The sequence below is a fragment of the Mesorhizobium sp. BR1-1-2 genome, assembly GCF_020165435.1.
GTDB lineage: Bacteria > Pseudomonadota > Alphaproteobacteria > Rhizobiales > Rhizobiaceae > Mesorhizobium.
This window is the reverse complement of record NZ_JAIUID010000007.1, coordinates 139,660-158,782: the sequence shown is the minus strand read 5'-3', so window position 1 is coordinate 158,782 and position 19,123 is coordinate 139,660. Positions and strand designations below refer to the sequence as shown.

Below are 19,123 nucleotides of genomic sequence, written 5' to 3'. Positions count from 1 at the left end.
AGCGTAGAAACGGACGCCTTCGCGATGGACGAGCAGGGTTTCGCCCTTTGGGGATTGGCGCAGGCCAACAAGGTTACGTTCGAAGACCTCTCGTCTCGCATTCACCCTGCGGACCGGGACAGGGTGCGTGCTGCATTTACCGCAACGCGGGCTTTGGTGGGGGCGTATGAAATCGACTTCCGAATATTGTTAGGCGAGCACATCCGATGGATTTCCGCGCGCGGCCTGGGCAATGACGAGGGCCTCCACGAAGGTCAAATGTCGGGCGTCTTCCTGGACGTCACCGGCCGCAAGCAGGCGGAAGAGGGGCATGAACTCCTGGCTGGAGAGATGAGCCATCGCGTCAAGAACCTCCTCGCCATCGCTGCTAGTCTCACCACTCTGACTTCTCGATCCGTCTCTTCGGTGGAGGAAATGGCGAGGGAGCTTACACAGGGCCTCACAGCTCTCGGCCGAGCTCACGACGTTGTCCGTCCCCTCGCCAGGAACCAGGGGAAGGCGGCATTGCTGGGCGATCTCATAGCCGTGCTCCTGGCGCCCTATGACGATTCGGGCGCCTTCAGTGGGCGCGTTCGCGTCGCTGTTCCGCGTATGGGAATCGGAGAGCAGTCGGCAACAACCTTGGCCTTGGTGATTCATGAACTGGCGACGAATTCCCTAAAGTATGGCGCCCTCTCTGTTACATCGGGGACCCTCGATATCTCGGGCGAGTCCACGGAGACGGAGGTCTGTGTAGTATGGACGGAGCGAGGTGGTCCGTCGGTCGCCCATGCCGGGCCCGAAGGCTATGGAAGCAAGCTGCTCCAACGAAGCGTGACGGGCCAACTTGGAGGTTCCATCGTGACTGATTGGTCGGACGACGGCATTATCGTGAGGGTCACAATGAACGCAGCCAAACTGGCAACATGATGGGAGGGCCTTGAGTGGAATGATCCCGGTTGGTCTCAGTCGGACCGATGGGCCCTTTGGGAGCTTGCCTGCCACTGAGAATTTCCTCCATCTGAGATTAGAGTCCGGGCCTTCATCGAAGGACGGACTGATGAAGCGAAAGCGGTTTACGCAGCCAGACTCTTCCGGTTCAATGTCTTGAAATGCCGATTTGGAACCGAATCTCGTTCAGGGTATTGAATCGAGCCACGTATTCGAGTTCCGCATGCCGGTCGTAGAGGTCGTCCTCCAGCAAAAAGGCCCACGGCGTCGGGACTCAGAATCTACCCCTACATATTCGCTGCCAGCATTTCGCCCGTTCCAGCTCTGCACCCTGACTGACGGCATTCCGGTGGGAACGAACTGGCTCTTCGAGATGAAGTTCGACGGCTATCGGGCGCAGCTCGCCCTCTCCGGTGAAAACGTCGCAATCGATAGCCAGGGCCGCACGAGTGATCACAAGGTCGGCACCCTTCACGGCGGAAGTAATCCACGGGATCCCTTTTGATTTGCACGGGCGTCCCTTTGAAACGCCCGAGGATCCGCTCATGGGCGTCCGGCAGATCGTATTGAGCCCCTTGTTCCACGAGGAGTCCGAGACTGTAGCGAAAATGGTGCAGGAGATGATGGTGACGAAGCTCAACCCCCGCGGACGTGCCCGACCGGCTTGTCGGCCATGTCGTTGACGACCTTCGCCTTGATCATCTGTGAGTTCGACGCTGCTCACCACCTATCGAAAGCGAAGAGCCTTCATTCCGCTTAGGTCCACGAGCAGACTGGCAGCTTTCGGAACGTCTGGGTCTTTGGAAAATGCGGCAATGTAAAATGGGACTTTCACACTATGAGATATGATCATGCCGCCTTGACGATCCGGAACCCCTCAACCTCCTTGACCACCGGAAGGCCTTTCCAGCGATCGGAATCATGCAGGATAATCAGCCGGTCGAGGTTGCCTCCTATCTCGGTGTTGATGCGGTCGATGGTCTTGAGCTGATCCCAAACGCTGCCGACGGCATTGTTGAGCGGCTGGTAGATACCGTCGTGCTTGTGGCCAGTGATCTGCCGAGATGAGTAGACACAATCGCCCGAAAGGACGATGCGACCTCGCGAAGTCTCAACGATTACGAACTGCTGACCCATCGTGTGGCCCTGTCCCAGCCGAACGTGGATGCCTGGCAGGAGATCGTCCCGGTCACCATCGACCAGTGTGAGGCGGTGTTCCACGGAGGCATCGAAGGCGGCGCGCAGATCGTCCGGATCGATGATGGCGGTCAGGTAGCCGTATTGCGGCGGCAGCGCCATCGCCTCGTGCCAGGACAGCAACTCCTGCTTCTGAAGATAGAGGCGGGCCTTGGGAAACTGATCAATCGAGCCCATGTGATCGAAATGCGCATGGCTGACAATAATGTCGGTGATGTCGTCCGGCGCCAGCCCCAGTTCGGCAAGCATGCGAACCGGGGAAATCCACCAAGGTATGCCGAATTTATCGGAGAAGTTGGGGCCGGTTTCGTCCTTCATGAAGCCGGTGTCCACAAGCACGTTGCGGTCGCCGCACCGCGCCAGAATAAAGGAAAAGGGCAGGTCCGTGGGGCCGTCGTCGTACATCCCGTTGACCAGATCTACCCATGGCTGGTCCTTCGACCGCGCGAACTCGATGACATAGATCTCCCAATGCTCAGCCTGTGCCATGTGATCCTCTTCAGCTTTCCGCTAGTGAGCGGCCAAGGCTGGAAAGCCCGACCGCGATGATCAGGATGGCGCCCTGAAACACGTATTGGGAAAAGGTCGGGGCGCCGAAAATGTTGAGGCCGTTGAAGCCGAAAGCAATGATCAGGGCGCCGACCAAAGTTCCCAGGACATGGAACTCGCCGTCGCGCAAGGTTGCCGAGCCGAGAAATACCGCTGCGAACGCCGTCAGCAGGTAGGAATCCGCCGCGCTGGTCGTGCCGCTGCCCAGCCGCGACGCCAGGAGAATGCCGGTGAGGGACGCGCACATCCCGGAAATCACGAAGCCAAGCGTCTTGATACGATCGACGTTGATGCCGGCCAGCCGTGCCGCGGCAGGGTTGCCGCCGACTGCCTGAATCTCCTGGCCGATGGAGGTGCGCTCGACCAGCACCCACAGGATGCCCAGTACGAAAATCATGACGACGATGTTGTTGGGGATGCCGAAGAGCCAGCGGCCGAGCGAAAGCTGAAGGAAGGCCTCCGGTACGCCGGCAACGATGGGTACCCCCGCGGAGTAGGCGAAGGCGATGCCCGTGATGATGGTACCGACGCCCAGCGTGGCGATCACCGAATTGACTTTCATTTTGGTGACGATGAAACCGTTGACGAGGCCGATCAGCGCGCCAAGGGCAAGCACGATAAAAATCGCCAGAGGGATCGGCAGCTTGTCATGGACGATGAAGCCGGTGACGAGAATGCCGTGCAGACTGGCGGCAAAGCCGATCGACAGGTCAAGCTCGCCGACAACGACCGCCAATGTCAGGCCGCCTGCGATGATCATCGCAAGCGAGGCCTGGTTGAGGACGTTGGTGAAGTTGCCCAAAGTCGAGAAGGCCCTCGGCGACAGGATGGAAAAGGCGACGATCATCGCCAGCAGCCCGAGGATGGTCGCGTAGCGCGCGAACATTCCGAGCGCAGCCTTGCTGCGTGGGGTGAGGCGCCTGTTGTACCTCGAGACATCGCTCATGTGATCATCCCCTCGGTAGAGGGCTCCCGCCCACCGTAGCTTGCCTCGATAATAGCCGAGCGCGACATCGATGCGCCGCTCAGTTCGCGAACGACAAGGCCTTCCGCCATCACCAGCACGCGATCGCAAAGCTCCGGCAGCTCATCGGGTTCGGAGGAGACGACGAGAACCGCCATGCCGGCCGCGGCGAGCTCGCGGATTTGGCGGTGGATCTCCGCGCGCGCGCCGATATCGACCCCGCGGGTCGGTTCATCGAGAATGAGGATGTGCGGCGCGCGCCGCAACCAGCGGCCGATGACCACCTTCTGCTGGTTGCCGCCGCTTAGCCGGCCAACGGGGGTGTCCATGCTTGCCGTCTTGATCGATAGCAGCTTCATCGTCTCGCGAGCGAGCGAGGACTGCGATTTTCGGCTGAGAAGCGGTACCCCGCGACCGAGCACAAGCTTGTCCAAATTGACCAGGCCAAGATTGAAGGCGACGCTCTTCGACAGGAAAAGCCCTTCCGTACGCCGTTCCTCCGGAACTAGGCCGAGCCCGGCGGCAACTGCGGCTTCCGGCGATTTCGGCGCGTAGGGCTTGCCTCTGAGCGTCATGCTGCCCGAGTCGGCGCGATCGGCACCATAGATCAGCCGCACCAGTTCGCTGCGTCCGGCGCCGACCAGACCGCCGATGCCCAGGACTTCGCCCTGGCGAAGTTCGAAACTTACGCCTCGCACCTTGGGCAGGCGTGCAAGGTTCTGGACGCGCAGAACGATGTCATGGTTTTGCGGCGAATATCCAGGCCCGCTGTCGCTGCTGGCATGGTCTGCACCGACGATCGCCTCGACCAACGTTCTCCTGTCCAATCCGGCACGGGTGAATTCGGCGACGGAATCGCCGTCGCGCAGTACCGACACCCGATCGCAGAGTTTCAGGATCTCATCCAGGCGGTGCGAGACGTAAAGCACAGCTACGCCCGAGGCCGAGAGGTCCTTGATGATAAGAAAGAGCTTCTCGCTCTCGGCGGCGGAGAGCGAGGCGGTCGGCTCGTCCATCACGATAAGCCGCGATTTGCGGACCAGCGCGCGGCAGATGTTGATCAACCAGTTTTCAGCGGTCGACAGCCCTTTCACATTTGCGTTGAGCGGGGCGGTGATGCCGACGCGTCTCGCAATGGGCTCGACATCGCGGGCGACGGCTGCCCAATCGGTCAAGCCGAAGCGCGACCGTTTTGGCACGCCGAGCATAATGTTCTGGAGGACAGTCATGCCCGGAACGAAAGCCAGTTCCTGGTGAATGAAGCTCATGCCAAATTCCGTCGCGCGGTGCGCCGTCTCGATGCCGACGGTTTGCCCATCGATCTCGATCGAACCCTTATCGGGATGGTTGAGGCCGGCAAGGATCCTGATCATCGTCGACTTGCCCGCGCCATTGGCGCCGACCAGCCCGTGAACCTCCCCCGCGACAACGTCGAGGGAAGCGCCTCGCAGCGCTTGCGCGCCGCCGAAGGCCTTGCTGATGTTGCGCACGACAAGAAATGGAGGCGCCATGGGTACCCCCGCCTCCATTGCCGTATCTCCTGCCACCCTATCGGTCAAAAGCTGGCTGCACCTATTGTATCGCGTCGGGATGCTTGGCCAGAAAATCCGCCGCCGTATCCTTGGTCACCAGCACGGCCGGCACTTCGGCGGCCTTGGGCGTCCAGCTCTTCCCGGCGGCGGTGATCTCTTCAATCATCTTTGCCATGTTATAGCCCTCGGTATAGCTGTCTTGCCATGCCGTTGCGGTCATGAAGCCGTTTTTGATATTTTCAAGGGCTTGGGCATTTCCGTTGATGCCATATACCATCACATCGGTGCGGTTCTGGGCACGCAGTGAGCCGATCGCGCCGATCGCCGGATCGTCCCAGCAGCCCCAGATCGCCAGGTTCTCGGCGCCCGCCGGATGCGAGGCGAGCCATGCATTGGCGTACTGCGCGCCATCTTCAAAGTAGCCGGGAATGCGCACCTCGTTTTTGGTCACTTTGATATCAGGGTATTTGGCGACCATTTCATCCATGACCTGCTCGCGATTCCGGCAAACTTCACCGGTGTGATAGGTGAGCGCTAGGATGGAACCCTTGCCGTTCATGTTCTTGAGCATCAGGTCCACCACCGGGATGGCCATCGGGCCGCCCGAGCCGTTGGTGGCGGCAACGGTGCCGCCTAGGCCGCCGCCCCAGGTGACGACCGGAATGCCTGTGGAACCCGCAGCGTCGAGCCCTGCGCCGATCGACGAGAACGGGAACACCATGTCGACAATGGCGTGCGCGCCCAACTGAGCGAAATTCTGAATGGCTGCGTTGGCCTGGTCTGCATTGCCCGCCGCGTCTACGACGGTGACTGTCCAGCCGAGTTCGTCGGCCGCTTTGGTTGCGCCCTGGATGTAGCGGACATTGTTGGCTTCCGTGGCGCTGATCGACACGATGCCGAGCAGCGGCTTGTCGGCCGCGCTGGCCCGCGCGCCGGACAATGCCAGGGCTGCGGCGAAAATGCCGAACGTCAGGTTTTTCATGGTTCTCTCTCCCTGTGAGGTTGGACGCGCACCTTCAAATTCAATGCCGATGACCGCCTAACCGTTTCGGCAGATTTTCCGATCTTAGGCGGCTTCGCAAGAAAATTCGTGCAAAGAGGCATAAAATAGGCAAAGGATTCGCGTCAAGGGTCAGCTAAACGATTAGCTAAGAGGGCAGATGGCCACCATAAAAGACGTCGCAAGGGCCGCCGGTGTGTCGACGGCGACGGTTTCCGCCGTCGTCAACGACACGGCCTATGTAAGTCCGGAATTGCGTGGCCGCGTGCTCGCCGCAGTGCGCGATCTTCGCTATGCACCTTCCTTGGTGGCGCGGAATCTGCGCAGCGGCCGCAGCCAGCTGATCGCGCTTGCCGTGGCGGACCTGGCAAACCCGTTTTATGCCCGCATTGTCACGGCGGCGGAGTCGGCGGTCGCCGCCTGGGGCTACTCGCTTGTGCTGTTCAATAGCGACGAGAAGCCCGACATCGAAAGACGCATTCTTTCGCGCATTCGAACACTAGGGTGCGATGGGTCGGTGGTCGTTCCAGTGCGCGCCGAAAGCCACTACCAGCGACGGGATTTCGAGGGCGGCATGCCGGTTGTTCTGCTCGGCCGTTCGATCGGTGGCGCCGGCGTGGACACCGTCACGATCGACAATCTGTCTGCCGGCAAGCAGGCGACCAATTACCTGCTGGATCTTGGCCACCGCGACATTGGCTCGATCACCGGGCCCATGCATTTGACGACGGGCAGCGGCCGGCTGCAAGGGATGCTCGAAGCGATGGCGGCACGGGGACTCGCCCCGAAAAACGGGCATGTCCGTTCCGGCGAATTCCGCGAAGACACCGCCTATTCGGTCGCGCGCGATCTGCTGGGACAACCGGACCGACCAACGGCGCTTTACGTTGCCAATGGCGTAATGGCAATCGGCGTGATGCGCGCCATTGCCGATCTCGGACTCCGTTGTCCCGAGGACATCTCCATCGCCTCAACTGATACGGTCGCGGGAGCAGGGGGGTTGAAGCCGCGCTTGACCCGAACAGAGCATCCGGTCACTGACATGACAAATGAGGCACTCCGCATGCTAATCGACCGTATCGAAGGAAAGGTCGCCTTGCCTGGACGCAACGTGGTCTTCCAGCCAGCGCTCGTTGTGGGGGAAAGTTGTTCGCCAATCAGACCAAATTTGCTCGCAGGCAGCGAACTCTGACGCAACGAATGAGATCATGCAGCCTAAGCAAGGGCGGATGGGGAGTAAGATACCGGCGCGGTGGCAGGCGATGAGATTGACCATAGTTTGGAAGACCAAATTTCACGCTGAGAGCCATCACGTAGTCCATAATCCGACCGCTGAATAAACGGGGAACGCGCTCAAGCTTCTACACGATCGCCGAAACGACTTCGCACACGACGTCAGCGGCCCCACTTAATTCCGGACGACGACAGATAATTGCGGACATCACAGTGCCGCCAATTGGCGTGTTTGTGACTTTCAGTCCACAGGCTTAGTCTAGCTGACCTGTATAATAGCGTCCGGGCCGGCACCGCAGACGATCACGCAGATACGCTCGCCTTGGTTCAGGCGCACCCGGTGTTCGGCAAGCGCCGCCATCGCGGCGGCGCCGCTGAGGTCGGCCGCAAGGCCCATTTCGAACCACAGGTTTTTTGCGGCGCGCAGCATCTCGTCGTCGTCGACCAGCACAATCTCATCGACCTTGTCGCGGACAATGTCGAAGATGCGGTCGTCGGTCTTGGCACAGGCCATCGTCGCCACAGAGGTCGTCACTTTGTCCAGCGCCATATTGCGGCCGGCTTCGAGTGCGCGCAGCAGCACCGGCGAGCCCGTCGCCTCGATGCCGACGATGCGCACATGCGGCGCCAGCGCCTTGATCGCGGTCGCCACGCCGCTGACCAGCCCGCCGCCGCCCATGGCGACGAGCACCGTCGTAACATCGGGCATCTGGTCGAGGATTTCGAGGCCCACCGTGCCTTGCCCGGCGACCACCGCCGGGTCGGCGAAGGGATGGAAGTAGACGGCACCGGTTTCGCTGACAAAAGCCTGCGCCGCTTCGTTGGATTCGTGCCATGCCGATCCAACGATACGGGTGGCCGCACCCCAGGCCCGCAGTTTCTCGATCTTGGCGGGCGAGGCGTTGGTCGGCAGGAAGATGGTTGTCGGCACACCGGCCATGAAGCCCGCACGGGCGGTAGCTATGCCATGGTTGCCACCCGACGCGGTGACGATGCCATGTTCCAGCCCGGCGGGGCCGAGCGAGAGCAGCCTGTTGGTAGCGCCGCGCGCCTTGAACGATCCGGTGACCTGCAGCAGTTCCAGCTTCAGCATCAGATTGACGCCGCCGGCAAGCGGCGTCTTGAGGTTGCCGGCGGCGATCATCGGCGTGTGCCTGACATTGCCCTCGATGCGGGCGGCGGCGGCGCGAATGTCCTCGAGCGAGATCACGCCAGCTCTCCTTCATAGCGGGTGGCGACGGTGACGCAGCAATTGCCGACAGCGACGCGGCCAGGCTGGCGGCGGCCATAGACAATGCCGTCGGACAGATAGCGCACAGTTTCCGGCGTTCGGCCGGGATCGGCTAGATTGTGGATGCGGCCGGCTTCCTCGCCGGCGTTCACTTTCGTCCCCAGCGCATGGAACGGCTCGAACACGCCGTTGACGGTTGCCAGCACATAGCCGTCATGGCCGGGGATGCGCAGGATGTTTTCGGGCCTCGCGGCAGGCGGCTTGCCGGTCGGCGGCAGCACGCCGAGGTGGCTCAGCACATTGCGCACGCCCTTGCGACAGATGCCGAGCGCATCGAGTGAAACCGTGCCCGCGCCGGCCATCTCGGTGCCGACGGTGGTCAGTCCGGCCCGCACCGACGTGGCCGTGGAGGTGCGCGGCTCGCCGAGATTGTCGATGACGACGGTGAGCGGAGCATCGAAGGCGAGCACCGCTTCCATGTTGCGCTTGCGGTGGGCGGCGTCGGGCGCCGGCTCGATGATGGCGCTGGGCAGGATGTTGAGCGAGGAACCGCCGGAGTGAAGATCCACATAGGCATGCCCAAGCGGCATGACGACGTCACTGACATAGGCCGAGATCTGCTGGGTAATAGTGCCGGTCGGATCGCCCGGGAACGTGCGGTTGAGGTTCAGCCCATCGACAGGCGAGGTACGGCGGCCGGCCAGCACGGCCGGCAGGTTGATCGCCGGCAGGAAGATGATACGGCCGCTGACCATGCCCGGGTCGAGATCGCGGATGAGTTCGCCGAGCGTGATCGGCCCCTCATACTCGTCGCCATGGTTGCCGGCCTGCAGGATGACGGTCGGGCCGTTGCCGTTCTGGATCACCGCGAGCGGAATGCGGGTCGCGCCCCAGGCGTCGTCATGCGGCGAATGCGGAATGTCGACGAAGCCGATCTGCTTGCCGGAACGGTCGAAATCGATGGTGGTGCGGGCGGTGGACATGCGGGCCATGTTCTCTCTTTGAAACTCTGCGGGGTTGGGAGCGGGCGAGGGAGAGGCGGCGGGAGCGGAAGGCCCCCGCCGCCGAAAGCTCAGATCGGCGGCAGGGTCGGCAGGGTGGTGCCGATCCACTTCTGCGACAGCGCCGAGAGCGAGCCGTCGAGCATGCCGAGATGGATGTAGGTGTCGAGCCAGCGCAGCAGCTCGGGGCTGCCCTGCTGGATGCCGATGTAGCAGGGCGAGAATTGCAGGATGAATTTGGGCTTCAGCTGTACCTTGGCGCCCTTGTCCATCAAATCCTTGGCCACGACATCGGCGGTGGCCAGCAGTTGCGCCTGGCCGGAGGTGAAAGCTGCCGCGGCGGTGGCGTCGTCGTCGAAGCGCACGATCTTGGCGTTGGGCGCGGCCTTGGTCAGTTCGAGATCCTGCGTCGTGCCGCGCGCAACGGCTATGGTCTCGTCCTTGAGTTCGGCCGGGCTCTTCACCGTGATGCTGTCGGGGCCGAAGACGCCGATCGATAGCGCCGCATAGGGCGAGGTGAAGGCGATCTGCAGCGCGCGTTCCGGCGTCGCGCCCATGGCGGCGATGACGATGTCGAGGCGGTCGGTGACCAGATAGGGCACGCGGTTGGCCCCGGTGATCTGCTGCAGTTCGAGCTTGACGCCCAGCGCCTCGGCGATCTTTTTGGCCATGTCGACATCGAGACCGACCGGCTCGTTCTTGGCGTCGACCGAACCGAAGGGCGGCACGTCGATCGGCACGCCAATGCGCACCGTGCCGGCGGTCAGGATTTTCTGCAGGTCGGCCGCTCGCGCCGGCATTGCCGAGACGGCGCCGGCCAGGAGCACGGCTGTGACGATCCTGGTGAGATGCTTGAACATGGAATTTCCCCTTTTTCTGGTTGGACTTTCTTTTCTTAGTGAAGGACGGCGCTCAGGAAGCTCCTGAGTTCGGCCGTACGAGGCTCGAGCAAGGTCTCACGCGCTGGCCCATCCTCGTGGATGCGGCCCTCGTGCATGAAGATCACGCGGTCGGCGACGTTCTTGGCAAAGTTCATCTCATGGGTGACGAGCATCATGGTCATGCCTTCGCTGGCGACGCTTTCGAGCACGCGCAGCACTTCGCCGACCAGTTCCGGGTCGAGGGCGGAGGTGATCTCGTCGAACAGCATCAGGGTCGGCTGCATGGCCAGCGAGCGCGCGATGGCGACGCGCTGCTGCTGGCCGCCGGACAATTCGTCGGGATAGGCAAGCAGCTTGTCGGCGAGGCCGACCTTGGCGACCACGGCGCGGGCGACTTCGCGGGCGGCCAGTGTGTCGAGCTTGCGCACCAGCTTCAGCGCCAGCGTGACATTGCGCTCGACATTGAGGTGCGGGAACAGATTGTAGCTCTGGAACACCATGCCGGCGCGCTGGCGCAGAAGGTTGAGGTCGGCCCTCGGGGCGGTGACGTCGATCCCATCGACGACGATACGACCGGCCTGCACCTTCTCCAATCCGTTGATGCAGCGAAGCATGGTCGACTTGCCCGAGCCCGAGCGGCCGATGATTGCTACGATCTCCCCTTTTTCCACGTTGAGCGAGATGCCCTTCAGCACCTCGAGCGCGCCGAAGCGCTTGCGGATATCGGCGATTTCAACGAGCGACATGAAGTCTCCTTTCCAGCATGCGGGCGAGCTGGGAGAGGGAAAAGCAGATGACGAAATAGATGGCGGCGGCGGTGAGGTAGACCGGCAGCGGGGCAAAGGTCGCGCCGCTGATGATCTGGCTGGCGCGGGTCAGTTCGACGAAGCCGATCAGCGCGGTGAGCGAGGTGTTCTTCACCAGTTGGACGAGGAAGCCGACGGTCGGCGCGACGGAGATGCGGATCGCCTGCGGCAGCACGACATGGCCGAGGCGCTGTGCATAGGTGAGGCCCAGCGCGGCGCCTGCCTCCCATTGCCGCTGCGACACCGATTGCAGGCTACCGCGCCAGATCTCGCCGAAGAAGGCTGAAGCGTAGATCGATAGCGAGAGTGCCGCCGCCGTCCAGGCGTCGACCGAGAGGCCGACCAGCGGCAGGCCGAAGAAGAAGACGAAGAGCTGGCCGAGCAGCGGCGTGCCCTGGATCAGGTTGATCCAGGCGACCGCCAACCAGTTGAGCGGCCTGAACGGGATGACGCGCATGACGGCGACGACGATGCCAAGCAGCCCGCCGCCCACGGTGGCGGTGAGCGCCAGCAGCAGCGTCCAGCGCGCGGCCTCGATCAGGTAGACGATATCGGTGCCGCCAAATTCGCGGATCATCGGCGCGGCCTCCTGACGAAGACCATCCAGTAGACGCCGGCGAAGAAGGCCCGGAAGCCCAGCGTCAGCACGAGATAGGAAACGGTGATCAGCGTGTAGGTCTCGAAGGAGCGGTAGGTGCGCGAGTCGATAAAGGCGGCCTGGTGGAACAGCTCGGTGGCGCCGATGGAGGAGACGACGCTGGTGGTCAGCATGATCAGCACGAACTGGCTGGCCAGCGCCGGGTAGATGGTCTTGACCGCCTGGAACAGCACGACATGGCGGAAGGTCTGGCCGGCGGTGAGGCCAAGCGAGCGGCCGGCCTCGACCTGGCTCTGGCGCACCGACTGGAAGCCGGCGCGCAGGATTTCCGCGCCATAGGCACCCATGTTGATCGACAGCGCGATCAGCGCGGCGGTGTTGGCGCCAAGCTTGATGCCGATCGAAGGCAGGCCGAAGAAGACGATGAACAGCTGCACCAGCAGCGGCGTGTTGCGCAGCGCCTCGACATAGACGCGGGCGCAGGCGCGCAGCAGCATCAACGGGCTGATCGAGGCCATGGCGACGATCAAACCGATGGCAAGGCCGCAGAGCATGGTAACGACCGAGAACTGCAAGGTCAGCAGCACGCCTTGCACGATCTCGGGGATATAGCGCAGCAGGACATCAAATTTGAAATTATAGCTCATGGATGCAGAGCGTCCCCTTATGCAACTCCAGGCAGACCGCTATTTTCCACTCGGATTTGCTGGACACCACGCTATCGTCGCTTCATATGTGACGTCAAGCGTCATCTATGAAGCGGGTGCAAATGACGGACGACAAGCTCAATTACAGCGCGCCGGCCCTCGAAAAGGGGCTGGATATCCTCGAATTGCTGGCCAATGCCGGCCAGCCCATGGGCACGCGCCAGATCGCCGAAGAACTGGGGCGATCGAAGAACGAGATCTTCCGCATGGTCCATGTGCTGCTTGCGCGCGGCTACATCCAGCGCGTTGAGGGCGGCGAGGGGCTAATGCTGTCGAACAAGCTGTTCGGGCTCGGCATGCAGACGGCGCGCGCCCGCGACCTGGTCAGCACGGCTGCACCCATCGTCGAGCGCTTCGCCGAGGAGGTGCACCAGGCAGCGCACCTCGTCGTTGCGCATCGCGGCGAAACGGTCATCATCGCCGCGGCATCTGGTGGCGCGGACATGAACTTCTCGCTCAAGCTCGGTTATCGCCGGCCACTGGCGGATGCCCATTCCGGCCTGGTGCTGATGGCGTTCCAGCCCAAGCCCGTGCGTGACCGGATGATCGCCGAATGTCTGATGCTGATGCGCGAGCCGCCGGACCCGACGACGCTCGCCGCCGAACTCGACGCCGTGCGCGAGCGTGGTGCCATCATCCACGAGAGCCGCGACATCATCGGCGTGACCGACGTCGTCTGTCCGATCATCGCCGGCGACGGACGCGCTGTGGCCTGCGTGACGGTGGCGGCGGTCAGCCGACGCAGTGCCGCGCCCAATTTCGAGGCCATGCTGGCGCGGCTGAAGCTCGCCTGCGCCGAGATCGCGCATGAGCTTGGAGGGTAGGGACGCTCAGCCCGCGATGATGATGTCGCGCGGCGTGCGGGACAGCACCTCCGCACCGGTCGTGGTGACAAGCACATTGTCGATGATGCGGGCGCCAAGGCCTTCGGCGCCGATATAGACCGGCGGCTCTATGGTGACCACCATGCCGGTCTTCAGAATATGCGGGCTGTCGCCGATCATGTGCAGCGGCTCGGCCCAACTCGGCGGAAAGCCCGGCCCCAGCGCATAGCCGGATGTGTGGACACGGCAGGTTTCGAGCCCGGCCTCGCCGATGACGGCGCGGGCCGCCTGGTGCGGCACGGATGCCGGCACGCCGTCGCGAATGGCCGCGATCATGGCGTCGCCGGCGCGCAGCACGATGTCGTGCAATTCGGCCATGCGCGGCGTCGGCTTGCCCAGTGCGAAATTGCGGCCGATGGTGGCTGTGTAGCGGTTGAAGGTGGCGCCGAATTCGATGTTGCCGAAATCGCCATGTTCAAGCCGGCGCGCGGTCGGCGCGCCGTGGCTGTAGGCGGAGCGCGGGCCGGAGACGAGGTTGATCGGGCTGGCGGCGATGCCGCTGCCATTGCGCAGCAAGGTCTCCTGGATGCCGCCGGCCAGCGTCAGTTCCGACAGGCCCGCCGCGAGCTCGCCGGCAAAGCGCTCCATGCCAAGGTCGGCAAGGGCCGCCGCGCGCCTGATATAGTCGATCTCGGCCAGCGACTTCACCAGCTTCATGCCGGCGATCAGCTCGGTCGCCTCGGTGACCAGGGCGTCGCCGATGACGGCGCGAAGGCCGAGATAGTGATGCGGGTGAAGATAGTAGGCCGGCACTTCGAGGCCGACGCGCCTGCCGAGCACGCCGTGGCGTCGCGCCATCCCGGCGAAGGCCGCGACCGGATCCTCGTTCTCGCCGCCGCCATAGCCTTGTACCTCGCCGGCAAGGGCGTCCGTCTCGAATTCATGCACCTCGCCCTGGCGTGTCAGCACGACCAGCGGCTCGTCACGCGCGCCGACCAGCAGGCATTGGAATTCCTGGTAGCTCTTGGCGTCGCTGCCGGTCAGCCAATGGATGGAGGCGGGGTGGACGGCAACCAGCCAATCGAGGTCGCGTGCGGCCATGGCGGCGCAGACACGCGCCAGCCGATCGGCGAACTCGGCGGCGGTGAAATCGTGTTTCGACATCAGCCTCGCGTCACCGCCATCGCCTCGATCTCGACCAGCAGGTTCTCGAAGGCAAAGCCGGCGACGCGGATCGCGGTCACCGCCGGACCGGGCTCGGGGTAGAATTCGCGCTGCACACGGGCAATCACCGCGCGCGTCGCCTCGATCCCGGCCCAGCTGCCTTCGGCATGATAGTAGATATAGAGCTTGGCGACGTCGCTTTCGTCGAGCCCGCCTTCGGCCAGCGTGCGGCGGATGAACTCGAAGACGTTGCGGGCCTGCGTCTCCATGTCTTCGCCGACGGCCTGCGCCTTGTCGTCGGCCGAGATCTGGCCGCCGATGAAGGCGAGCCCGGCGATCTTCCAACCTTGCGTGAACTGGGTGTTGGGGATGCTCCAGTCCCAATGGTTGGCCGGCTGCAGGCGCTGCTTGTCGTCGCCGAGCATGCCGATGCCCTCGACCTGGATCAGTTCGTCGGCATTGCCCATGCCCTGAATGCGCAGTCCGGCTCCGGCCGCCGAAGGCACCGACATGTAGCGGCGGCGCACACTGGTCATCTTCTCCCAGTAGTCGGTGACCTCGCGGCCTTCGCCAAAGAAGCGGAAATAGGTGTTCTGGCGCATCAGGCTGTGGCGATCGCCGCCACCCTGCCGCAGCATGGTGTCGAGGTTGCGGAAGGCCTCCTCGGTCTGCACCTCGATATCGCCGAGCCCGAGCACCTTGCCGTCGGCATCGAGCGAGCGCTGGCCGCCGATGAACAGCATGTCGCCGACCTTCCAGCCATGGACGAAGGGCAGCTCCCTGCGCCAGCGCCAGTGACCCGGCGGGTCGAGCAGTTCGCGCTTGCCGCCGACCACCACCCAGGCGTCGACCATCAGCAGCGCGCCCTCGCGGTCGAGGCCGCAGCGGATTTCGGTGGTGGTCGGGCCGGGGGCGGTGAAATAGCCGGCGCGCACGGCATCGAGTTCGTCGAGGAAGGCGCAGACGGCATTGGCGTCACAACTGAAATAGATATTGTGCTTGACCACATCGGCCATTGTGGCGCCGGCCTGGGCGAGAAGTGCCGCCAGCCGCTCGAAGATGACGCGCGCTTGGCCGGCAATGTCGGCGGCGACAATGTCGCCGTTCGCGTCCGTCGCCATCAGCCCGCCGATGAAGACCAGGTCACCGGCGCGGACGGCCTGCGGCGCCGATCCTTCGATATCGCTGAATGTCTGCATCCGCACCACGTACCCTCCCCCTGATCTTTTACTTACTTACCTGCAAGTCAGTATTCCGTCAAATGCTGGGGATGCCGCAAAGCTTCGGCGTCCAAGGCCAACGCATTTGGCTATGATGGAAGCATGGACGAGACCGACACCAGACAGGCGATCAAGGATACGGCGCTGGAGCTTCTGGTGCGCCATGGCTATCGTGGCACCAGCTTCGGCGATATTTCGGCGGCGCTTGGAACGACGCGCGCCAACATTCACTACCATTTCGGCAACAAGCAGGCCTTGGTCGACGAGGTGCTGGGCGACTACATGCAGGAGACGCTGAGCGCCTTGCGGGCAGTGTGGTCGCATGAGGGGTCGAGCCTCGCCGAGCAGGTCGAGGCGATGATCGCCTACAGCCGCGCCCGCTTCCGGCACTTCAACCCAGCCGGTACAGAAGGACACAACTGGAGCCTGATTTCGAGATTGCGGCAGGATGCCGACCTCCTTGATGTCGAGGGCCAGAAGATGTTGGGCCATTTCAGCGCGGAACTCTCGGCGTTGTTTGCCGATGCATTATCGGCTGCGGGCCGGCGCGGCGAGTTGGCGCTGAATATCGTGCCCGGCGATGCAGCCCTGCTGCTTGCGGCGATCGCCGACAACGCCGCGCCAATCACGCTGGGCGAAGGCGGCTTTGATGCGCTGGAGAAAACCTATCGCAGCCTGATACGGATGATCAAATCTGACTCATGCCAAAGACAATGTTAACCTCATATCATAGTAATGAGGCTTCGCTTCATCTGACATTCTGTCCGAGAATTAGTCGTCTGCTTCGGTTACTTTTCATTCTCGGTTTCTGACCCAATCATCCTTAGCTAGGATTTTGGCCAAGTTGGGGAACGTTTTACGGACATCTTACTTGGTCTTGGCTTCTCTTGGCGCTTCCTTCGTTGTTCGTGCACCCCCGAGGAGCACAAGAACCAGGATGGGCACATAGACGTCATGGGAGCGAATAAGGTTGCCCGAGCCCAACACACGATCAAGGTCCTAGCTTCCAACGATATGGCCGATCGGGAACTCTGCAAGAGCGCCGGCACGACCTCCGGAGCCCGGTTTAATTCCAGACGGCGACGGATAATTCTGAATGGCAAAGAGGAACGGGCTTGGTCTAAAATCGGCGTTATGGCCACCTTGGTGCCTTGTGGTCCGATAGCGGAATTCCGCGGATAATTCTTCGGCCACATCATAGTTCGGCGCACACGGATATCGGCGGAGAGTTCGATTCAAATCCCATGTAGCGATCCGGTATTGGTCTCGCGTTCCTCGTACGCTTTCCAGTTCCGTTCGCCTTTCGGTTACTATGTCGTTTTCGGCTGCATGTCGCCCATCGAGATACCTATCGTGCCAGAAATCTCTACCGACCCTGCAGCGAGCTGCGCGGAAGTGTACCAATTATAGATCTGCTCGCCCGTCCAGAATGCCACGTCGCTATGCGATGAGATATAATCCAGCAATTGCTCCAGATAGCCGATTCTATGCGGAACACCGCTGAGATAAGGATGGACGCTGATGGACATGATCCGTGGCGAGGTCGCGCTCTCCTGATACAGCCGGTCGAACTGGCGCTTGCCACGTTCGAGCAGCTCCGCCGACGAGTGCTGCGCTACAGCCATTATGGCGACATCGTTGATCTCTACCGTGTAAGGGAGTGTCACCAGCGGGCCGGCCGTCGTCTTCAGTTCGCAAGGCAGGTCGTCCATCACCCAATCGGCGACATATCGAATGCCTTCTTCAGCGAGGATGTCGGCCGTGTCTGACGTCTCCGTAAGTCCTGGGCTTTCCCATCCTACCGGCGGCTTGCCCGAAATCTTGCACAGCGCGTCGATAGTGCGCCGAATAGCAATGCGCTGGTCTTCGAGATTGTGCATCGGCCCTTGCAGCCAACCGTGACCCATCAGTTCCCATCCGGCGCCGTGCGCGGCATGCACGATCCGAGGATAGACCTCGCACACTGATCCATTGAGGGCCAACGTCGGAATAATTGTTCGGGATGTCAGGCTCTCGTGGATACGCCAGAAGCCCACCCGCATGCCGTATTCGTGCCACGACCAGTTCGGAATATCGGGTAGCAGCGGCATGCCCATCGGCGGCGGCAGGACGGTGCGCGGCATCGGCCGCCTCGCATCCCAATGTTCGACATTGACGATGAGCCACACCGGCATCCTGACGCCGCCTGGCAATTTCAGCGGCTGCCTATCGATGATCGCCTGATAGTCTATTCGTTCGCGAGGGCTCAGCGGCATGGGACGGTCCTACGGGCTTGGAGTGCGATTCGGCGGATCGGCTTCTCAGGGCGAACTCGCCGTCAAGCAGGTCGCGCAACCAGTCGGTCGAGACGTATAGGCCTTCACCACGGCGCCGCCAAGCGGACGCAACTCGTCTTTGTGCATGCGCATCTCGTGGGACGCCTGGCTTTGGGCACAGAGGTCGACCTATTGCCCGAGCAAGCAGGCAGAAGATCGTGGTGTCTAGCCCTGTTTGATCGTCAGCCCGCCGTCTACCAGCAAGGTCTGGCCGGTTACGTATCGCGCTGCGCCGGAAGCCAGAAACAGGATTACATCCGCCACATCGTCGGGTTCGCCGATGCGACGCAATGGAATGGAAGGAGCCTGAGCCACCAGCCGCGCTTCACCCATCGAGTGCTCCTCGGAGAGGGATTGTGCCGTGCGGATGTAGCCCGGCGCGACGCCGTTGACGCGGATCCCGTCGCCGCCGAGCTCGGCGGCCAAGCCTCGCACCAAACCCAGAACGCCGGCCTTGGCGGCGGAATAATGGACATGCTCGGCCCAGCCATAGCTCATGCCCGAAATCGACGACACGGCCACGATGGCGCCTTTGCGACGCTCACGCATGCGCGGGGTGGCAGCGCGTGCCATCCGGAACACGCCCTTCAGGTCGATGTCGAATGTGATGTCCCACTTGGCATCGCTCATCTGCGCCAGCGGCACCTTGTGGGCGATGCCGGCATTGGCCACCACGACGTCCACGCCGCCATACTGCTTGTCGATTTCTCCCACGACGTCGTCGACCTGATCCGATTTGGTCACGTCGAGTTTGCGGAAATAAGCGTCGCCGCCGCCCGCCTTGATCTCTTCGGCCACCTGCTTGCCTTCTGCCTCGAGAATGTCGGTCACGCAGACTCTGTAGCCACCCCTGGCGAAAGCGAAGGCCGTGGCGCGGCCGATGCCGATGCCGGCTCCGCTGATGATTACGGTAGGCTTGGTCATGACGATCTCCCGGATGCTGCGCGGTTCGATGCGATTGTGGGCATGAG

19 protein-coding genes are annotated in these 19,123 nt (G+C 62.5%); 5 read left to right on the top strand and 14 right to left on the bottom strand.

All coding sequences use genetic code 11. The features are described 5' to 3' along the window. Positions 1–24: 24 nt before the first annotated feature. Together LB551_RS18370 and LB551_RS18365 are read left to right on the top strand one after the other, a co-directional pair. Positions 25–909 (top strand): sensor histidine kinase, encoded by an 885-nt coding sequence (locus LB551_RS18370; RefSeq protein ID WP_140551908.1) that lies wholly within the window; start codon positions 25–27, stop codon positions 907–909. 190 nt (positions 910–1,099) lie between these two features. Continuing rightward, positions 1,100–1,435 carry a hypothetical protein gene (locus LB551_RS18365; protein ID WP_181172534.1) on the top strand — a complete coding sequence of 112 codons (336 nt, stop codon included), beginning with the start codon at positions 1,100–1,102 and terminating at the stop codon, positions 1,433–1,435. A 344-nt stretch (positions 1,436–1,779) separates the two neighbouring features. On the opposite strand, the gene LB551_RS18360 is transcribed toward LB551_RS18365, so the two are convergent. The 4 genes from LB551_RS18360 to LB551_RS18345 all read right to left on the bottom strand — a co-directional run bounded on the left by LB551_RS18360 (position 1,780) and on the right by LB551_RS18345 (position 6,154). Beyond that, positions 1,780–2,616, bottom strand: a complete 837-nt coding sequence (locus tag LB551_RS18360) for an N-acyl homoserine lactonase family protein (protein ID WP_140551909.1) — start codon at positions 2,614–2,616, stop codon at positions 1,780–1,782. Positions 2,617–2,626: 10 nt separating this feature from the next. Next, entirely contained in the window at positions 2,627–3,622 is a 996-nt protein-coding gene (locus tag LB551_RS18355) for an ABC transporter permease (protein WP_140551910.1), read from the bottom strand. Next, positions 3,619–5,151: a sugar ABC transporter ATP-binding protein gene (locus LB551_RS18350; RefSeq protein WP_224626950.1), complete on the bottom strand. Its 1,533-nt coding sequence runs from the start codon at positions 5,149–5,151 to the stop codon at positions 3,619–3,621. The genes LB551_RS18355 and LB551_RS18350 overlap by 4 nt, the downstream gene beginning before the upstream one ends. A gap of 61 nt (positions 5,152–5,212) precedes the next feature. Next, entirely contained in the window at positions 5,213–6,154 is a 942-nt protein-coding gene (locus LB551_RS18345; RefSeq protein WP_140551912.1) for a sugar ABC transporter substrate-binding protein, read from the bottom strand. A gap of 178 nt (positions 6,155–6,332) precedes the next feature. Here LB551_RS18345 and LB551_RS18340 point away from each other — a divergent pair, with 178 nt between their 5' ends. Further along, on the top strand, positions 6,333–7,364 hold the full coding sequence (locus tag LB551_RS18340) for a LacI family DNA-binding transcriptional regulator (protein WP_140551913.1): 1,032 nt from the start codon (positions 6,333–6,335) through the stop codon (positions 7,362–7,364). Between the two features lie 300 nt (positions 7,365–7,664). On the opposite strand, the gene LB551_RS18335 is transcribed toward LB551_RS18340, so the two are convergent. The 6 genes from LB551_RS18335 to LB551_RS18310 all read right to left on the bottom strand — a co-directional run bounded on the left by LB551_RS18335 (position 7,665) and on the right by LB551_RS18310 (position 12,569). Further along, complete coding sequence (locus LB551_RS18335) at positions 7,665–8,615, bottom strand: threonine/serine dehydratase (RefSeq protein WP_224660039.1); 951 nt, start codon at positions 8,613–8,615, stop codon at positions 7,665–7,667. Continuing rightward, complete coding sequence (locus LB551_RS18330; RefSeq protein WP_140551915.1) at positions 8,612–9,628, bottom strand: succinylglutamate desuccinylase/aspartoacylase family protein; 1,017 nt, start codon at positions 9,626–9,628, stop codon at positions 8,612–8,614. The genes LB551_RS18335 and LB551_RS18330 overlap by 4 nt, the downstream gene beginning before the upstream one ends. Before the next feature lie 80 nt (positions 9,629–9,708). Further along, positions 9,709–10,497, bottom strand: coding sequence for a transporter substrate-binding domain-containing protein (locus LB551_RS18325; RefSeq protein ID WP_224660038.1), 789 nt, complete (start codon positions 10,495–10,497; stop codon positions 9,709–9,711). Positions 10,498–10,532: 35 nt separating this feature from the next. After that, positions 10,533–11,264 (bottom strand): amino acid ABC transporter ATP-binding protein, encoded by a 732-nt coding sequence (locus LB551_RS18320; RefSeq protein WP_140551917.1) that lies wholly within the window; start codon positions 11,262–11,264, stop codon positions 10,533–10,535. Continuing rightward, the gene (locus tag LB551_RS18315; RefSeq protein WP_140551918.1) at positions 11,251–11,901 is read right to left on the bottom strand and encodes an amino acid ABC transporter permease; all 651 of its coding nucleotides are present in this window, start codon (positions 11,899–11,901) and stop codon (positions 11,251–11,253) included. The genes LB551_RS18320 and LB551_RS18315 overlap by 14 nt, the downstream gene beginning before the upstream one ends. Beyond that, positions 11,898–12,569 (bottom strand): amino acid ABC transporter permease, encoded by a 672-nt coding sequence (locus LB551_RS18310; protein WP_140551919.1) that lies wholly within the window; start codon positions 12,567–12,569, stop codon positions 11,898–11,900. Before LB551_RS18310 ends, LB551_RS18315 begins: the two co-directional genes overlap by 4 nt. A 122-nt stretch (positions 12,570–12,691) precedes the next feature. Between LB551_RS18310 and LB551_RS18305 the strand changes: the two genes are divergently transcribed. Beyond that, positions 12,692–13,453: an IclR family transcriptional regulator gene (locus tag LB551_RS18305; protein WP_181172535.1), complete on the top strand. Its 762-nt coding sequence runs from the start codon at positions 12,692–12,694 to the stop codon at positions 13,451–13,453. 6 nt (positions 13,454–13,459) lie between these two features. Here the strand turns inward: LB551_RS18305 and LB551_RS18300 are convergent, their stop codons facing one another. Both LB551_RS18300 and LB551_RS18295 read right to left on the bottom strand, forming a co-directional pair. Then, positions 13,460–14,617: a M24 family metallopeptidase gene (locus tag LB551_RS18300; protein ID WP_140551921.1), complete on the bottom strand. Its 1,158-nt coding sequence runs from the start codon at positions 14,615–14,617 to the stop codon at positions 13,460–13,462. Continuing rightward, positions 14,617–15,816, bottom strand: coding sequence for a RidA family protein (locus LB551_RS18295; protein ID WP_224626952.1), 1,200 nt, complete (start codon positions 15,814–15,816; stop codon positions 14,617–14,619). Before LB551_RS18295 ends, LB551_RS18300 begins: the two co-directional genes overlap by 1 nt. Before the next feature lie 123 nt (positions 15,817–15,939). Here LB551_RS18295 and LB551_RS18290 point away from each other — a divergent pair, with 123 nt between their 5' ends. Then, the gene (locus LB551_RS18290) at positions 15,940–16,557 is read left to right on the top strand and encodes a TetR/AcrR family transcriptional regulator (protein WP_140551923.1); all 618 of its coding nucleotides are present in this window, start codon (positions 15,940–15,942) and stop codon (positions 16,555–16,557) included. A gap of 590 nt (positions 16,558–17,147) precedes the next feature. Here the strand turns inward: LB551_RS18290 and LB551_RS18285 are convergent. Together LB551_RS18285 and LB551_RS18280 are read right to left on the bottom strand one after the other, a co-directional pair. After that, positions 17,148–18,092, bottom strand: coding sequence for a polysaccharide deacetylase family protein (locus tag LB551_RS18285; protein WP_140551924.1), 945 nt, complete (start codon positions 18,090–18,092; stop codon positions 17,148–17,150). A gap of 225 nt (positions 18,093–18,317) precedes the next feature. After that, complete coding sequence (locus tag LB551_RS18280) at positions 18,318–19,076, bottom strand: SDR family NAD(P)-dependent oxidoreductase (protein ID WP_140551925.1); 759 nt, start codon at positions 19,074–19,076, stop codon at positions 18,318–18,320. Positions 19,077–19,123 lie beyond the last annotated feature (47 nt).

Coding starts and splice junctions, on each gene's coding strand:
- LB551_RS18350 (WP_224626950.1), bottom strand. CDS start 5,151: ATGGCGCCTCCATTTCTTGTCGTGCGCAACATCAGCAAGGCCTTCGGC.
- LB551_RS18300 (WP_140551921.1), bottom strand. CDS start 14,617: ATGTCGAAACACGATTTCACCGCCGCCGAGTTCGCCGATCGGCTGGCG.
- LB551_RS18285 (WP_140551924.1), bottom strand. CDS start 18,092: ATGCCGCTGAGCCCTCGCGAACGAATAGACTATCAGGCGATCATCGAT.
- LB551_RS18305 (WP_181172535.1), top strand. CDS start 12,692: ATGACGGACGACAAGCTCAATTACAGCGCGCCGGCCCTCGAAAAGGGG.
- LB551_RS18325 (WP_224660038.1), bottom strand. CDS start 10,497: ATGTTCAAGCATCTCACCAGGATCGTCACAGCCGTGCTCCTGGCCGGC.
- LB551_RS18295 (WP_224626952.1), bottom strand. CDS start 15,816: ATGCAGACATTCAGCGATATCGAAGGATCGGCGCCGCAGGCCGTCCGC.
- LB551_RS18310 (WP_140551919.1), bottom strand. CDS start 12,569: ATGAGCTATAATTTCAAATTTGATGTCCTGCTGCGCTATATCCCCGAG.
- LB551_RS18280 (WP_140551925.1), bottom strand. CDS start 19,076: ATGACCAAGCCTACCGTAATCATCAGCGGAGCCGGCATCGGCATCGGC.
- LB551_RS18330 (WP_140551915.1), bottom strand. CDS start 9,628: ATGGCCCGCATGTCCACCGCCCGCACCACCATCGATTTCGACCGTTCC.
- LB551_RS18345 (WP_140551912.1), bottom strand. CDS start 6,154: ATGAAAAACCTGACGTTCGGCATTTTCGCCGCAGCCCTGGCATTGTCC.
- LB551_RS18315 (WP_140551918.1), bottom strand. CDS start 11,901: ATGATCCGCGAATTTGGCGGCACCGATATCGTCTACCTGATCGAGGCC.
- LB551_RS18320 (WP_140551917.1), bottom strand. CDS start 11,264: ATGTCGCTCGTTGAAATCGCCGATATCCGCAAGCGCTTCGGCGCGCTC.
- LB551_RS18290 (WP_140551923.1), top strand. CDS start 15,940: ATGGACGAGACCGACACCAGACAGGCGATCAAGGATACGGCGCTGGAG.
- LB551_RS18355 (WP_140551910.1), bottom strand. CDS start 3,622: ATGAGCGATGTCTCGAGGTACAACAGGCGCCTCACCCCACGCAGCAAG.
- LB551_RS18340 (WP_140551913.1), top strand. CDS start 6,333: ATGGCCACCATAAAAGACGTCGCAAGGGCCGCCGGTGTGTCGACGGCG.
- LB551_RS18370 (WP_140551908.1), top strand. CDS start 25: ATGGACGAGCAGGGTTTCGCCCTTTGGGGATTGGCGCAGGCCAACAAG.
- LB551_RS18360 (WP_140551909.1), bottom strand. CDS start 2,616: ATGGCACAGGCTGAGCATTGGGAGATCTATGTCATCGAGTTCGCGCGG.